At 71.9% G+C, this 15,257-nt stretch carries 11 protein-coding genes, 1 pseudogene and 1 riboswitch; of the genes and pseudogenes, 4 read left to right on the top strand and 8 right to left on the bottom strand.

The window, feature by feature from the left end; translation table 11 throughout:
* The 3 genes from GWI24_RS26665 to GWI24_RS26655 form a co-directional block, all read right to left on the bottom strand.
* On the bottom strand, positions 1-585 hold a 585-nt coding region (locus GWI24_RS26665; protein ID WP_210948449.1), incomplete at its 3' end, for an SDR family NAD(P)-dependent oxidoreductase.
* A gap of 140 nt (positions 586-725) precedes the next feature.
* A complete protein-coding gene (locus GWI24_RS26660; RefSeq protein WP_210948448.1) occupies positions 726-1,712 on the bottom strand; it encodes a homoserine dehydrogenase in 987 nt (328 codons plus the stop codon).
* 31 nt (positions 1,713-1,743) lie between these two features.
* Positions 1,744-2,766, bottom strand: a complete 1,023-nt coding sequence (locus tag GWI24_RS26655) for an NlpC/P60 family protein (RefSeq protein WP_210948447.1) — start codon at positions 2,764-2,766, stop codon at positions 1,744-1,746.
* A gap of 348 nt (positions 2,767-3,114) precedes the next feature.
* Between GWI24_RS26655 and GWI24_RS26650 the strand changes: the two genes are divergently transcribed.
* Together GWI24_RS26650 and GWI24_RS26645 are read left to right on the top strand one after the other, a co-directional pair.
* On the top strand, positions 3,115-3,468 hold the full coding sequence (locus GWI24_RS26650) for a hypothetical protein (protein WP_182467469.1): 354 nt from the start codon (positions 3,115-3,117) through the stop codon (positions 3,466-3,468).
* 111 nt (positions 3,469-3,579) lie between these two features.
* Complete coding sequence (locus GWI24_RS26645) at positions 3,580-4,347, top strand: L,D-transpeptidase (RefSeq protein ID WP_210948446.1); 768 nt, start codon at positions 3,580-3,582, stop codon at positions 4,345-4,347.
* 103 nt (positions 4,348-4,450) lie between these two features.
* Here the strand turns inward: GWI24_RS26645 and GWI24_RS26640 are convergent, their stop codons facing one another.
* Positions 4,451-5,614, bottom strand: a complete 1,164-nt coding sequence (locus GWI24_RS26640; RefSeq protein WP_210948445.1) for an NlpC/P60 family protein — start codon at positions 5,612-5,614, stop codon at positions 4,451-4,453.
* Positions 5,615-5,621: 7 nt separating this feature from the next.
* Positions 5,622-5,836: riboswitch (cyclic di-AMP (ydaO/yuaA leader) on the bottom strand.
* 158 nt (positions 5,837-5,994) lie between these two features.
* On the opposite strand from GWI24_RS26640, the gene pcrA reads away from it, so the two are divergent.
* Complete coding sequence (pcrA, locus tag GWI24_RS26635) at positions 5,995-8,469, top strand: DNA helicase PcrA (protein ID WP_210948444.1); 2,475 nt, start codon at positions 5,995-5,997, stop codon at positions 8,467-8,469.
* An 81-nt stretch (positions 8,470-8,550) separates the two neighbouring features.
* On the opposite strand, the gene GWI24_RS26630 is transcribed toward pcrA, so the two are convergent.
* Together GWI24_RS26630 and GWI24_RS26625 are read right to left on the bottom strand one after the other, a co-directional pair.
* Entirely contained in the window at positions 8,551-10,296 is a 1,746-nt protein-coding gene (locus GWI24_RS26630; RefSeq protein ID WP_210948443.1) for a M23 family metallopeptidase, read from the bottom strand.
* Positions 10,297-10,491: 195 nt separating this feature from the next.
* A pseudogene (locus tag GWI24_RS26625) lies at positions 10,492-11,295 on the bottom strand (lipase family alpha/beta hydrolase); the annotation flags it as partial.
* 511 nt (positions 11,296-11,806) lie between these two features.
* On the opposite strand from GWI24_RS26625, the gene GWI24_RS26620 reads away from it, so the two are divergent.
* Positions 11,807-12,217 carry a cobalamin B12-binding domain-containing protein gene (locus GWI24_RS26620; RefSeq protein WP_210948442.1) on the top strand — a complete coding sequence of 137 codons (411 nt, stop codon included), beginning with the start codon at positions 11,807-11,809 and terminating at the stop codon, positions 12,215-12,217.
* 296 nt (positions 12,218-12,513) lie between these two features.
* Here the strand turns inward: GWI24_RS26620 and GWI24_RS26615 are convergent, their stop codons facing one another.
* Together GWI24_RS26615 and GWI24_RS26610 are read right to left on the bottom strand one after the other, a co-directional pair.
* Positions 12,514-14,190: a DUF5691 domain-containing protein gene (locus tag GWI24_RS26615; RefSeq protein ID WP_210948450.1), complete on the bottom strand. Its 1,677-nt coding sequence runs from the start codon at positions 14,188-14,190 to the stop codon at positions 12,514-12,516.
* Positions 14,191-14,297: 107 nt separating this feature from the next.
* Positions 14,298-15,257, bottom strand: a 960-nt coding sequence (locus tag GWI24_RS26610) for an SWIM zinc finger family protein (RefSeq protein ID WP_210948441.1), incomplete at its 5' end; no start/stop codon positions are given.

Genomic DNA, 15,257 nt, shown 5'->3' with positions numbered 1-15,257 from the left:
GAAGAGCATCTGGGCCAGTTTCGAGCGCCCATAGGTGCGCTCGGGCTCGTAGCCGCGGGTGCTCTCCAGGTCGTCCAGGTCCAGCCGTTCGGACATGGCCGCGAAGCTGCCCGTGGTGATGACGCGGCCCTCGGGGGCGGCCGCGAGCAGTGGCGCCAGCCAGTGGGTCAGCGCGAAGTGCCCCAGGTGGTTGATGCCGAACATCGCCTCATGGCCGTCCCCGGTCTCATGGCGCGGCGGCTGGTCGAACTTCACCCCGGCGTTGTGGACGACCGCGTCCAGACGGTCCGGCCCCAGCGCTTCCGCGGAGGCTTCGAGCGAGGAGAGATCGGCGAGGTCCAGCCGGATATGCCGTACCCGGGCGCCGGGGATCCGGGAGCGGATCGAGGCCACGGCGGCGTCCGCCCTGCCCGGGTCCCGGCTGCCGAGGACGACGGTGGCTCCCGTATCGGCGAGCTGTTCGGCGACGAAGTACCCGATCCCCGCGTTGCCCCCGGTCACGAGAAAGGTCTTTCCGTCGGCCCGCGGAAGTCTGTGGACATCCCACCGCTCGGTCGAGGATTCGGTCGGGGCCGCGGAAGGCATACGGGGGCTCCTCGCGTTCGTAAGGGCGGGGGCGGGGCCCCAATGGGGCTCACGCTGAACACGTGTCAGCCTTACGGTCGCCACCGACGCCCCGCCGACAGAGCGCCGTCATCCCCCGCGCCCCGCCGACAGATCGCCGCTCAGGCGAACCCGTAACCCACCGGCCCCGCCACATCCAGCGTGTCCTTCACCATGGCGAGCGCCGCGCCCAGTGGGCTGGAGCGGCCGCCGCTCACCGTGATGTCGCCCGCGTCGGGGCAGCCGTAGACGGCGGCCTTCTCGGGGCCCCGGAGGGCGTGCAGGGGGTCGCCCGGTTCCGTCTCCTCCAACGCGACGCGGACGACGAGCGGTTCATCGGCGGTCGCGGTCGCGACCGACCGCAGACGGCGGCCCCGCGCGGCAGCCGTACGGGCCGCCTCCGCCATCCCGGCGTCGATCCCCGGGCCCGCCTCCGCCCTTACGGCCGTCGCGTCCCACCCCCACAGCAGCGCCGCCAACAGCCGCACTTTCACGGCCGCGTCGGCGCCGGAGAGGTCGGCCGTCGGGTCGGCCTCGGCGATACCGCGTCGCTGGGCCTCCGCGACCGCGTCGGGCAGCACACCGCCGTCCGCCAGCCGGTCGAGGACGAAGGTGGCGGTGCCGTTCGGGCAGGCGCGCAGCGTACGGCAGCCGAGGCCCCGTACGCCGATCCGCGCGAGGTCGGCGGTGGGGAGGGCGGCTCCGGTGGCGCCCGAGATCCGGATACGGCTGCCGCCCTCGGCCGCCGCGCGGCCCAGCTCGCCCCAGTGGCTGAGCAGATGGCTCTTGGTGGCGGTCACCACATGGACCCCTCGCCGCAGGGCCGACAGCGCGTCCGCGGCGGCCTGTTCGCGCACCGCCGGGGATGACGGCACGGCCTGGGCGAGCACCGCCGCCCCGGTACGCTCCAGGGTCTCGGCGAGCGGCGGCAGCGGGCCCCAGCCGGTGCGCGGCTCCGGCGGCAGCCCCTCGGCCGCGCTGGTGCGCACGGCGGCGAGCCGCAGCGGCAGCGCGCCGCCGATCAGCCGCTCGGCGTAGGCCCGGCCCACCGGGCCGTACCCCGACAGCACGACGGAGGGTCCGGGCCCGATTTCGGCTTCGCGTGGCATGCGGCCAGTCTGCCTTGTGGGCTCGGGACCGCTACGCCGGGCGGGCCGCCCCCGCGAAGGGCATGTCCGCCACGGAGGCCAACCGGACCGGGGCCCCGGGGTGCGGGGCGTGGATCATGCGGCCGCCGCCGATGTAGAGGCCGACATGGCTGATGCCGGAGTAGAAGAAGACCAGGTCGCCGGGGGCCAGTTGGTCGCGGGTGACGCGCTGTCCGGCGTTGATCTGGGTGTACGTGGTGCGGGGCAGGGCGACCCCGGCGGCGCGCCAGGCGGCCTGGGTGAGCCCCGAGCAGTCGTAGCCGTGGGGACCGGTGGCACCCCAGACGTACGGCTTGCCGAGGGCCGCGTACGCGTAGGAGACGGCGCGGGCGGCGCGGCCCGCGGCGGGGGCGAGGGAGCCGGCGGCCTTGTCGCCGTCCCGCGCCGCCAGCAGGCGCTGCCGCTGCTCGAGGGTCAGCCGGTCGAGCAGGCGATCGGCGGCGGCGAGCTTCTCCTGGACGGTCCGCTTGTGGTGGGCGGCCGCCGCCCGGGAGGCGCGCAGAGCGGCGAGGCGGTCGGCCGCCTCGCCGCGGACCTGGCGTAATTTCCGCTCCTGACGGCCGATCGTGGCGATCAGGGCGGCCTGGCGGCTCCCCGCGCGCTCGGCGAGCGAGGCGCGCTGCAGGTACTGGTCGGGGGAGGAGGACAGGGCGAGCTGGAGGGCCGGGGCGATCGTCCCCGAGCGGTACTGGGCGGTGGCGAAGGCCCCGAGGGCGTTGCGTGCGGTGTTGAGCCGGGTGGTGCGGCGGGCGGCCTGGTCGCGCAGCGCCTCCAGCGTCCGGCGGGCCTTGTCGGCCTTCTCCCTCGCGCCGTTGTACTGCTCGGTGGCCTCCTCGGCCTCCCGCTGGTACTCGTCGACCTTCGCCTTCACTTGAGCGGGGGTGAGGCGGTTCTCGGCGTGCCCGGTGCCGTCGAGGAGGGTGGCGGACGCGGCGCCGGCGAGGGCGAGGAGCGCGGCCGCGCGGGCGGTGCCGCTGGTGAGCGAGCGCTGCTTGGGCTTCCTGTGCGACGCCACTGCGGCGGTTCACCTGGTCTTTCTTGGGCAATCCAGTTTGGGCAATCCAGGACATTCGGTAGATCCTGGACCCTTGTGGGGAGCGGACGGGCAGGTGGCAGTCCGCCATGAGGCGGGGACCCTCGGTTGACGGGAAGCGGACTGCCACCTGGAGAAGGAAGCTAGGCCGGAAAGCGGGTGCCGTGCGGGGGATTGAACGGGAGTGCACGGATTTCGTCGGTCCCGTGACGGCTGCTGATCGCCTGGCGAGTGGGGTGGTCGGGAGTGTGGGGCGGCCGTGATCGAAGCGGCGATAGGGCTCCACCCGAGTGCCGGGCGATGATATGCGCGCGGCTAGTCTCCGGAGCCATGGACGTACTCATTCACGTGTTCGTCGGCCTCCACATCGTCGGCATCGGCGCGCTGCTCGGCGGCTTCTTCTCGCAGCTCAAAGCCGCGCGCGCGGGCGAGGCCCGGATGATCCCGGCGATGCTGCACGGCGCGCTGACCATGCTGGTGACCGGCGTGGCGCTGGTCGGGCTCAACCAGGCGGACGACAACAGCGTCAACACCGTCAAAATCGGTGTAAAGCTGGCGCTATTGGTCGTAATTCTCGGCCTGGTCTATGTGAAGCGCGACGAGGAGAAGGTAGAGTCGGCCGCCTTCGGCGCGGTGGGCGCCTTGACAACGGCAAACATCTTCATCGCCGTGCTGTGGACCTGACGAACGAATGTTCTGGGGGTAATCCCAAGACAACGCGACACGATCCAGAGGCAACCGTTTGCACTCGCGAGCTGTCTTAGTAAAGAGCGAGGCAGTCGAGAGGAGTGGCCAATGGGGGTAGTGGGGGCAGTCGGAAGTCATAGGCGGCGCGTGGGTGTCGCGCTGGGGCTGGCGGGGATGGCGGTGCCGCTCGCGGTGGCCGTCGCCGGTCCGGCGCAGGCTCAGGCACGGCCGCTGGGCCGGTCGGCCGGCACGGTGACACCGGTGAGCATGGCCGCGTCGTCGTGCACGACCACCGCCGGGCCGTACCAGCAGCAGGCCGAGCGGTTCCTGGGCCGTCCCGTGGACGGGCGGCAGTCGCGGGCGGACTGTCTCGCGATCCAGAAGTTCCAGATCGACCACGGCATCAGCCCGACGATCGGCTACGCGGGCCCGATCACCTCGGGCGTGATGAGCCTCATCAGCGCCCAGAAGGCCGCCGGGCACAATCCGAACGCGGCGAAGAAGTGCCCGGTCAACAAGGGCCGTATCGCCTGCGTGGACCTCACCCGCCAGCTGAGCTGGGTACAGGACGGCTCCCGGCTGGTCTACGGACCGGTGCCGGTGCGGTCCGGGCGGGACGGCTTCGAGACCCGCACCGGGCTGAAGAGGATCTACTGGCGGAACATCAACCACTGGTCGACGCTCTACAAGGTCGCCATGCCCTACAGCCAGTTCTTCGACGGCGGCCAGGCGTTTCACTCGATCGACGGCAGCGTATGGTCCCCGCCCGGCTCCCACGGCTGCGTCAACATGCGTAAGGGCGAGGCCAAGAAGTACTGGAGCCTGCTGAAGAACGGCGACGACGTGTACGTCTACGGGCGCAAGCCCGGCACGTGAGCCACTGACGGCGCCGCTGAGCCACTGACGGCGCTGCTGAGCCGATGACGATGCCGCTGCCCGGGGTCCGGCCCCGGGCGGCGGCATCGTCAGGTTCAGGGGCCTACGAGGGCCGCACGCTCCCGTAGATCGGCATCTCCGTGATCGGTGCCTTCTTCACCACATCGCCCGGCTTCGGGGCGTGGATCATCATCCCGTCGCCGATGTAGAGGCCGACATGGCTGATGTCGTCGTAGAAGAAGACGAGATCGCCCGGCTGGAGTTGGGACGTCGAGACCCGCGTACCGGCCTTCACCTGGTCCCAGGTGGTGCGCGGCAGCGAGATCCCGGCGGACTTCCAGGCCGCCTGCGTCAGCCCCGAGCAGTCGAAGGAGCTGGGCCCGGTCGCGCCCCAGACGTACGGCTTGCCGAGCTGCGCCTTGGCGAAGGCGATGGCCTGGGCCGCCTTGGAGCTGTTGGCCGGGGCCGAGGGCGTGGAGGGCGCCGTCGAACCGGAGCCACCCGCGTTCTGCTCCTGCTGCTTCTTGCGCGCGGCCGCCTCCTGCCGCTGCTTCTCGGCCAGCTCGGCGGCCTTACGGCGGGCCTCTTCCGCCTTCTTCTTCTCGATCGCCGCCAGCCGCGCCTTCTCCTTGGCGGTCAGATTCGCCAGCAGCCGCCGCGCCTCAGTCAGCTTGTCCTGGACGGTCTTCTTCTGGACCTTCAGCTGCTTCTGGGACGCGGTCAGCGAGGCGAGGCTCTCGCTGGCCTTACCGCGCTCCTTGGCGGCCTTCACCCGCTGCTTCTGGAAGTCGTCGACGGCCTGCTTCTGCCGGCCGGTCATCCGGTCCATCAGATGCGACTGGTCGAAGACGTCCTGCGGATCGTTGGAGAACAGCAGGGTCGCGGCGGAGCGGGCCATTCCGCCGTCGCGGTACTGGGCGGCGGCGTAGGTGCCGAGCATGCGCCGCGCCTCGTTGAGCTTCTCGGTGCGCTGGGCGACGGAGTCCAGCAGCTTGTCGACCTTGGCCCGTTGCTGGTCGGTGCGCTCCTTGGCGGCGTTGTAGCGCTGGGTGGCGGTCTCCGCCTGGTGGTAGAGGGTGTCGACCTTCTCCTTCACCTGCTCGATCGACTGGGCGGCCGGCTTGGGGTCGGTGGGCGCGGCGTTGGCCGACTGGGAGAGGAGGGTGACGGATGCGAGGGCGGCCGTGGTGAACCCGACGGCCGTACGGCGGCTGTGACCGGTGAGCGGGGCGGGTATTCGGCTCCGCGGCTTGCGGTGCGACGCCAAGGGAGGCGACTCCTTCCGTGGACCGCCTACCGGGTTAGCTGTCGGGTTCGGGCGGTTCGGAAGGTTGCCCTACGGCCGTGTCCGGGCGGCACTCGCGTGCCAGACCGGTCGGGCCGATTCACCCCGGTGTTGCGAGGGCCCCTCCTCCCCGAAGGGGGGCTAGGAGGGCGGGTCCCCGGCTCCGGGCGCCTCACGGCGTACCGGACTCGGCGGAGGCCGCCCGTGCCGACGTGGTTCGCCGACGGATCTTCCGGGCCGCCTGACGCAGGACGGTAGCCAACGCGTGGGGCTCCTGTGAAGACTGGTGGCCGTTTTGGTCGAAACCGTTTCGTGATGTTCGGACGTCGGCTGTCAGTGGGGCGGCCTAGACTCGGGGAGCGATGAGCAGCCTCTTTGACGACAGCTTCCTGGCGGACCTCGGGCCTCCTTCGGACGAGGAGCGGCCACCGCCGCCCGAGGATTCGGCGCCCCCTGGCCACGGTGGCGCCGAGGACGTGCCGCATCACCTCTTCAGCGGCGATTTCGACGCGCCCGTGCCCCGGGAGGCCCACTACCGGGACGGCGCGGCCCGGCCCGTCGTGGACCCGTCCGCCCTGCTCGAGGGGTTGAACGAGCAGCAGAGGGCGGCCGTGGAGCACACCGGTTCGCCGCTGCTGATCGTCGCGGGCGCCGGCTCCGGCAAGACCCGGGTGCTCACCCACCGCATCGCCTATCTGCTCGGCGCCCGTGGCACCCACCCCGGCCAGATCCTCGCCATCACCTTCACCAACAAGGCGGCGGGCGAGATGAAGGAGCGCGTCGAGGAGCTCGTCGGCCCGCGGGCCAACGCCATGTGGGTGTCCACGTTCCACAGCGCCTGCGTCCGCATCCTGCGCCGGGAGTCGAAGAAGCTGGGCTTCACCTCGTCGTTCTCGATCTACGACGCGGCCGACTCCAAGCGGCTGATGTCCCTGGTCTGCCGGGATCTGGACCTCGACCCCAAGCGGTTCCCGCCGAAGTCCTTCAGCGCCAAGATCTCCAACCTCAAGAACGAGCTGATCGACGAGGAGACCTTCGCCGGACAGGCTACGGACGGCTTTGAGAAGACCCTGGCCGAGGCGTATGCGATGTACCAGGCGCGGCTGCGCGAGGCCAACGCGCTGGACTTCGACGACATCATCATGACCACGGTCAATCTGCTCCAGGCGTTCCCGGACGTCGCCGAGCACTACCGCCGCCGCTTCCGGCATGTCCTGGTGGACGAGTACCAGGACACCAACCACGCGCAGTACACACTCGTGCGCGAGCTGGTGGGCACCGACACCGAGGAGACCACGGCCGCCGAGCTGTGCGTGGTGGGCGACGCCGACCAGTCGATCTACGCCTTCCGGGGCGCCACGATCCGTAACATCCTCCAGTTCGAGGAGGACTACCCCACCGCGCGGACGATCCTCCTCGAGCAGAACTACCGCTCGACCCAGACCATCCTGAGCGCGGCCAACGCGGTCATCGAGCGCAATGAGAACCGCCGCCCGAAGAACCTGTGGACGGATGCCGGCGCCGGGGCCGAGATCACCGGCTATGTGGCCGACACCGAGCACGACGAGGCCCAGTTCGTCGCCGACGAGATCGACCGGCTGACGGACGCGGGCGACGCCAAGGCCGGGGACGTGGCGGTCTTCTACCGCACCAACGCCCAGTCCCGTGTCTTCGAAGAGGTCTTCATCCGCGTCGGGCTGCCGTACAAGGTCGTCGGCGGGGTGCGCTTCTACGAGCGCAAGGAGGTCCGGGACGTCCTCGCGTATCTGCGGGTGCTGGCCAACCCCGAGGACTCCGTCCCGCTGCGCCGGATCCTGAACGTGCCCAAGCGCGGCATCGGCGAGCGCGCGGAGGCCATGATCGACGCACTGTCGCTGCGCGAGAAGATCACCTTCCCGCAGGCGCTGCGCCGGGTCGACGAGGCGTACGGCATGGCGGCCCGCTCGGCCAACGCCGTCAAGCGGTTCAACACGCTCATGGAGGAGCTGCACACCATCGTGGAGTCCGGGGCGGGCCCGGCCACCGTCCTGGAGGCGGTGCTGGAGCGCACCGGCTATCTGGCCGAGCTCCAGGCGTCCACCGATCCGCAGGACGAGACCCGGATCGAGAACCTCCAGGAGCTCGCCGCCGTGGCCCTGGAGTTCGAGCAGGACCGCGGCGAGGAGAACCCCGGCACCCTCGCGGACTTCCTGGAGCAGGTCGCGCTCGTCGCCGACTCCGACCAGATCCCCGACGAGGACACCGAGGGCTCCGGCGTGATCACGCTGATGACCCTGCACACGGCGAAGGGCCTGGAGTTCCCGGTCGTCTTCCTCAGCGGCATGGAGGACGGCGTCTTCCCGCATATGCGGGCCCTCGGCCAGACCAAGGAATTGGAGGAGGAGCGGCGGCTGGCCTACGTCGGGATCACCCGGGCCCGCGAGCGGCTCTATCTGACCCGCTCGACGATGCGCAGCGCCTGGGGACAGCCCGCGTACAACCCGCCGTCCCGCTTCCTGGAGGAGATCCCGGACCAGTATGTGCGCTGGCGGCGCACCGGGCCCGCCACCCCGTCGGCCTCCATGGGCGGCATCGCCTCGACCCCGCCGTCGGGGCTGTCGTCCGGTCTGTCGACGTCGCGTTCGCGCACCGGGGGCAGCGGGTTCGCCACCCGGCGGGCCAAGGAGCGCCCGGTGGTCGCCCTGGCCATAGGCGACCGGGTCACCCATGACTCGTTCGGCCTCGGCACGGTGGTGGCGGTCAAGGGCAGCGGGGACAACGCGGAGGCGACGATCGACTTCGGCGACGAGAAGCCGAAGCGGCTGCTGCTGCGGTACGCACCGGTGGAGAAGCTGTAGCGGGGGCCGGCGGGGGCCGGATGCCGAGGCTGTAGCGCGCCGGTGGGCGCGCCTACGGCGGTCAGTGCTGGAAGGCCCCGGTCAGGTCGGGTCGAGGCCGTGGCCGCGCAGCCAGGGCAGCGGGTCGATGGCCGCGCCCCCGCCGGGGTGGACCTCGAAGTGCAGATGCGGGCCGGTGGAGTTACCGGAGTTCCCGGAGTACGCGATGGTCTCCCCGGCCTTGACGGTCCCGGAGCGGATCTTGGCGCTGCTGAGGTGGCAGTACCAGGTCTCCGTGCCGTCTGGGCTGGTCAGAACGACCATATTGCCGTAGGCATCGTTCCACTGCGTCCTTACGGTGCCGTCGGTGGCGGCCATCACGGGCGTCCCGTAGCTCACCGGGAAGTCGATGCCGGTGTGCACCGACATCCAGTTGATACCGGCCTGGCCGAACATGGCGCTCAGGCCGTGCTGGGCTACGGGCAGTGCGAACTTCGGGCGCAGCGCCTCCTTCCGCGCGGCCTCGGCGGCCTTCCGCTTCTTCTCGGCGGCCTGGCGCGCCTGGAGGTCGATCCGCTCCTGGGCGCGGCTGGTGCGGTCGCGGAAGTCGTCGGCGCCCTCCCGGACCCCGGCGAGCTGGGAGTCCAGTTTGCTGTTGGCGACGGAGGGCTTCACTGGAGCCCCTCCGGTGTCGGAGGCGGCCTGAGTGGTGGACTCGTCCTTCTTGTCGCTCCCCACGCCGCTGACCGAGGCGGCGGCCACGGCGGTCACGCCCAGAGCGCAGACGGAGGGGACGGCGACGGTGAGGAGCGCGGAGCGCTTGGGGCGGGGCGAGGGGGTACGGCGGCGGCCGCGGCTCACCTCCCGGCGAGGGGAGGGGGCGGATTCCCGCATGACCGCCGCCTCGGGTTCAGGCTCCGCTTCGGGGCCGGGGTCGTACGGCTGGTCGGGCTTGTCGACCGGCTCGAAGACGGCGGTGTGCTCGAACGCGCCGGGCTGCTCGGGGATGACGGCCTGCTCGAACGCGGCGGTCTGCTCGAACGCGGCCGTCTGCTCGAACGCGGCGGTCTGGTCGAAGGCGTTGGGCTCGAAGACGGCCGTCTGGTCGTAGGCGTCGGGCTCGTGCTCGGGCTGGTCGAAGCCGGAGTGGTGGTCGAGCCCCTGCTGGTCGAAACCCGGATGGTTCAGCCCCGAGTGGTCGTACTGCGCCTCGTCCCCGGTCCCGTAGACGGAGGTGTCCCAGACCTGGGTCTGACCGGTGTCCACGCCCGAGGTGTACGCCTCGGCCTCGAACCCCACCCCGTGGTCCCACTGATCCGGCAGCTCGGTGTGGCCGGTGGCGCCCGTGTCCCAGGCGCCGATGTCCCACTGGGCGCCGGTCTCGGGGTCCTGCTGGGCGGGGATGCCGGTCGGCAGGTGATAGCCGGAGGCGGCCCACATCGCGGTGGTGTCGTAGGCGCCGGAGTCGTGGTGGCCCGTGTCGTGGTGGCCCGTGTCGTGGCCCAGGTCGTAATGGCCGGTGGCGTACGACCCGGTCTGGTGGGGCTGGTCGACCGTGGCCCACTGCGAGGCATCGTACTGACCGCTGTGGGCGCCCTGCCCGCCGTCGTAGGCGCCCGGAAGCGCGCCGAAGAGCGGGTCGCTGTCGCCGTAGAGCGGGTCGCCGTCCCCGTAGTCGCCGTCCCCGTAGGCGGTGGCCAGGTGGGCGAAGTTGCCGGTGGAGTACCCGTCGTACCCGACGTAGCCGTGCTCTGTGTCCTGCCGCTGACCGTAAGCCTCGTCGTACGGATACGAGGCGTCGGGAGCGGGGACGGTCGGAGAGGCCCCCGACGGGTGACGGTCGTTCACCACCACTTCTCTTTCGCCTCGGCTGCAGGAGAATTAGCGGCGACTGTACCCGGCAGTACGCGGCAGCGACAATCTTCCGTGAGTTTTGAGCATCTCGGCAAAGGGCATTTGGCCGTCTTTCGGCTGACTGTACGTGCTTCCTTGGCCGGATGTTCGATTGACGTTCGGCAATTCCGAGGCTTCTGAACCATCGGGAACCGCGCTAGAGGCGTCCGCCGGCGCCTTGTCGGCGGCGTCCAGGGCCTCGTGGATGCGGGCGGTCACGGAGAAATGCACCGCCAGGGCGAGATGTCCGATTCCGTTGACGCGGATGTTGCGGGAGATCACATCCGGATGGTCTATCCGGGCCGTCTCCTTCGGGATCATCAACTGATCCACATCGCTCCAGAAAGCGATGAATCGCGTACGGCAATCGGGGGCAGGCTGCCGCAACTCCGTTATCACCGAGGAGTCCGGGCACATCTGACGCACGAGTGGATGTGCGGACAACAGGGGCGCGATACGTGTGCCGCTGTGCGGGGTGCCGAGCGTCACCAGGGTGTGGACGCGGGCGTCCCCGCCGAGACGCTGGACGTAGTAACGGGCGATCAGACCGCCCAGGCTGTGCCCGATGACATCCACCTGGCCGTGGCCGGTACGGGCGCAGACATCCTCGACATGGCGGCCGAGCAGCGCGGCGGCGGTGCGGAGGTCGCACAGCAGCGGCGAGTAGTTGAGCGCCTCGATGTGCTGACGGCCGTGACGGCCGAGCGAGCGGCGCAGCGGGACGAAGACGGACCGGTTGTCGATGAAGCCGTGGAGAAGCAGGACGGGGCGATGGGCCGGGCTGTCCATGGGGAGGCACGGCGCCGTACCGGGTGGGCGCTCCTGACGGAGCCCGGTCGGGTAGAGCAGCAGATGCCCGGCGAGCAGCGCCAGGTCGAGGGCGATGGCCCGGATGTGCCGGGCGTCCCGGGTGCTCTGGATGTTCTGGTTGCTCTGGCTGTGTATGAGGCCCATGGCGGCCGACCTCCCGCGATGCGGCGCACGAGAGGCGGCTGGACTCCCCCCGAATGCCCTCATGGGCAGCCGTTCGCTTCGGACGTGCCGGTCGTGGTCATGGGCCCCGGTCAGGGCGACGACTTCGGCCGTGCGGTGGCCCGATGCCCGGCACCGCACGGTGAATGGCGCTGTGACCGCATGACGCAGGACCGCCCGTCGCACCGCGGCGCCATGCGGCTCGCAGCGGCGCTGCGCGGTGCGACGGTCCCCGCTGCGGCTCCCCTGATGTGGCCGGCCCGAGCGTATGCGGCGTCCGCACGGCGGATGCGCGATGCGCGGTGTGCGATGCGCGGTGTGCGATGCGCGCGGATGCGGATGCGGATGCGGGTACGGGTGCGGCCTTCAGTGAACGTGTCCCACGTGTGATTTCCCCCTCGGTGCGCGCCGCGAAACTGCCGGGTAGGGGGATGCTCCGGATAACGTTCGTTCACATCGATGTGGGCGAGCGTGTGACGGCTTGGAGGCTGCGATGGGTGTGACCGGTCCGATCCGTGTGGTGGTGGCCAAACCGGGGCTGGACGGCCATGACCGTGGTGCGAAGGTGATCGCGCGGGCACTGCGCGACGCGGGCATGGAGGTCATCTACACCGGGCTCCACCAGACCCCCGAGCAGATCGTCGACACCGCGATCCAGGAGGACGCCGACGCGATCGGGCTGTCCATCCTGTCCGGTGCCCATATGACCCTGTTCGCCAAGGTGCTGGAGCTGCTGCGGGAGCGCGACGCGGAGGACATCAAGGTCTTCGGCGGCGGGATCATCCCCGAGGCGGACATCCCCCTGCTCAAGGAGCAGGGCGTCGCAGAGATCTTCACCCCGGGCGCGACCACGACAGCCATCGTCGACTGGGTCCGCGAAAACGTCCGCCCGGTAGCCGCCTGACCCGCCGCCGGACCTCGCCCCGCAGCCGGTCGCCCGGCCGCCCGGCTTCTGGCCTGGGCCTGGGCCTGGGAACTGAGCCAGGCCGGGGAGCCGGAGCGCGACCGAGGCGCGGGGCATCCGCGGGCCCGGAGGCCGTTGCTCCGCAGACGCCGCGGGGGCAGATGCCCGGGTCTCGGCCCGGAGCCTGACGCCCGGGCGCGGAATCGACTGGGGACTCCGAGTCAACCGGCCCGGAGCCCGACCCGCCGAGCTCGACCGGAGCCGAGGGCATCCGCCGACCCGGAGGCCGGTCCGGGTCAGTTCGGGTCGAGCTCCGCTCGCATCGCTTCTCTTAGCCGGAGCGTGCCCACCAGGCGTTGGAATGCCTCCGCCCAGTAGCCCCCGGCTCCCGGGGCCGCTCCCTCTCTCTCGTCCGGTATCGCCGTCAGCACTTCGAGGCGGTCCGCCTGGGTCGGGTCCAGGCAGCGCTCCGCCAGGCCCATGACGCCGCTGAAGCTCCAGGGGTAGCTGCCCGCGTCGCGGGCGATGTCCAGGGCGTCGACGACGGCCCGGCCCAGCGGTTCGGCCCAGGGCACCGCGCACACCCCGAGCAGCCGGAAGGCGTCGGACAGGCCGTGGGACGCGATGGACTCGGCGACCCACTCCGCCCGTTCCCGGGAGGGCAGCGCGGAGAGCAGCTTCGCCGGGTCGCGCCAGGCGGCGGGGGCCGCCTCCCCGGCGGTGACCGGCGCGACCGCCGGGGTGCCGAGCAGCGCACGGCACCACTCGGCGCTGCGCTGTCGCACCGCGGCCCGGCACCAGGCCGCGTGGAGATCCGCCCGCCAGCCGTCCGCGACGGGCAGCGCCACGATCTCGGCGGGACCGCGTCCGCCGAACCATTCGCTCCAGCGGTCCAGCGGGGTCGCCTCCACCAACTGACCCAGCCACCAGGACCGTTCCCCCCGGCCGGAGGGCGGCTTGGGCACGATGCCGTCGCGCTGCATTCCGCTGTCGCACTCGTCCGGCGGGCGGATGGTTATCCGGGGCGTCCGTTCGGCGGACGTCGGCTCGGCGGCGGTCAGCCCGTCGGCGGTCGCCCCCTCGGCGGTCGCCCCCTCGGCGGTCAGCCCATCAGCGGTCGGCTCATCCGCGGTCAGTGACACACAGCCCCGCGACCGCTGGGCCATGCGCGCGGCGAGCGCCGAGCCGGGGAGTGCGGAGAGCAGCTCGGCGGCGGTCGCCCGGACGTTCCGGCTGCGGTCGGACAGCGCCTGTTCGAGGAACGGCTCATCGGACGGGGAGAGATCGTCACGCAGCGAGTCCAGGAACATCAGCCGGTCCTCGGCCCGCTCGGTGGACCAGGTGCCGCTGAGCAGCGCCAGCCCCGCCGCCGGGTCGCGGTGGCGGGCCGCCGCCAGCAGCGACACCCGCTCGGCGAACAACCCCTCCTCCCACAGCCGCTGTTCCTCGTCCGGTGTGGCGGCCGCCCCGGACGGCTCCGGGAGCGATGCGGACGCCCGGCCCGCCGCGCCCCGCAGCGCGAACTTCCAGTCCGGGTTGAGCCGGGCCAGCCACAGCGCACGTGGCCCGCCGAGCGTCAGCGCCTCGATCCGCAGGTCGGTGCGGGCGCGGGCCGCGTCGAGCAGCGCCGGGAGCAGCGCGTCCGGCACGCGATAGCCGTGGTGATTGGCCAGCGCGAGCCACTGCGGCAGCAGTTCGGCGAGGTCGGGCGCGGAGCGCGAACCGCCGCGCCCCGGTGCCGAACGGTCGGCGAGCAGCAGCGCCAGCCTGCTGCGGGCGGCCGTGGGCAGCGCCGGCCGCGGATCCTCGGGCGCCCGGCCCGGCCCCGGCCGGGCGGGCGCGGGCCGCAGCCCGGCCCGCCGCCGCACCGTGCTGAGCGCGGCCGCGTCCAGCAGGGCGGACGGCGCGTCCTGCCCGGGGCGCGGTGCGACGGGCGGCGTGCGCCGCTCGGTGCCGAGCAGCGCGGCCGCCACAAGATCGTCCCAGGACGCGGTGGACGCGGTGGACGCGGTGGACGCGGTGGACGCGGTGGACGCGGTGGACGCGACGGACGTGCTGGACGCGATGGGCGTCGTACTGGTCAACGGATGCCTCCCTGCGCTGCCGTGCCGATGAGCGAGACGGGGGTCGGATCCCAGGTGGTGATGGGCGAGAAGCCGCGATGGCCGCACTCGCCGAAGACGGTGACCGGGCCACCGCCGGATATCGCCATCAGCTGCCACAGATCGGTGCGCCCCGCGCAGCGCGGATCGACGGGCAGCGCCGAACCGCTCCGCTCGTCCGCCAGCTGCCATCCGTCGTCCCCCGGGACCGGCACCACATCGGCGAGCACCACCGGCCAGCCGTCCAGCCATGGATCCTCCCCGAGCGCCGCCCCATAGGCCGCGAGCGCGGTCTCGACATCGCACCCCTCGGGGGTTGGAGACGCCGTAGGAGACGCCGCCTCCGCCACCTCCTCGTGCCGGGTGCCGATCGCCGCCCGCAGCGGCCGGGCCGCCGGGTAATACGCGAGGTCCGCGTCGAGCACCAGGCCGGTGGGCAGCGCGAGCTCGGGGGACTGGCCGGGGGCGCTGAACGAGAGCAGCAGCGCCATACGGTGCGTACGCTCGCCCCGCAGCCAGATCCGGCGCGTGGTCAGCCTGCCGTCCGTGCCGTCCTGGCGGCCCAGGACCAGCCAGCGGTCCCGGATCGCCTCCTCCGTCGCCAGCAGCTCGGCCACCGGCGTCGTGAGCCCCACGCGGGTGCGCGTGGTGGCGGCCAGCTTCTCCGGGAGGCGGTCCAGGTGGAGAAAGCCCTGGTTGAGCAGGTGGGCCAGTGCGCACTCCTCCAGCAGCCGGGCGGGCCACCCCGGCCCGGACGACGGAATCGCGGCCAGCTCCCGCGCCCGCGCCTCGAGACCCGGAGCCTGGGCGTCGATCATCCGCGCGGCCGTCTCGTCCCACGCCCCGTACCCCGCGCGGTCGGCGGAGGCCAGGCCGTCCCGGAGCAGATCGGCGAGCCGCCGCTCCAACTCGGTGGCACCCGCGGCGATGCGCTGGGT

The sequence above is a fragment of the Streptomyces sp. MK37H genome (genome assembly GCF_018035285.1).
Classification (GTDB): Bacteria; Actinomycetota; Actinomycetes; order Streptomycetales; family Streptomycetaceae; genus Streptomyces; species Streptomyces endocoffeicus.
This window is presented reverse-complemented; position numbering and strand designations above follow the sequence as displayed.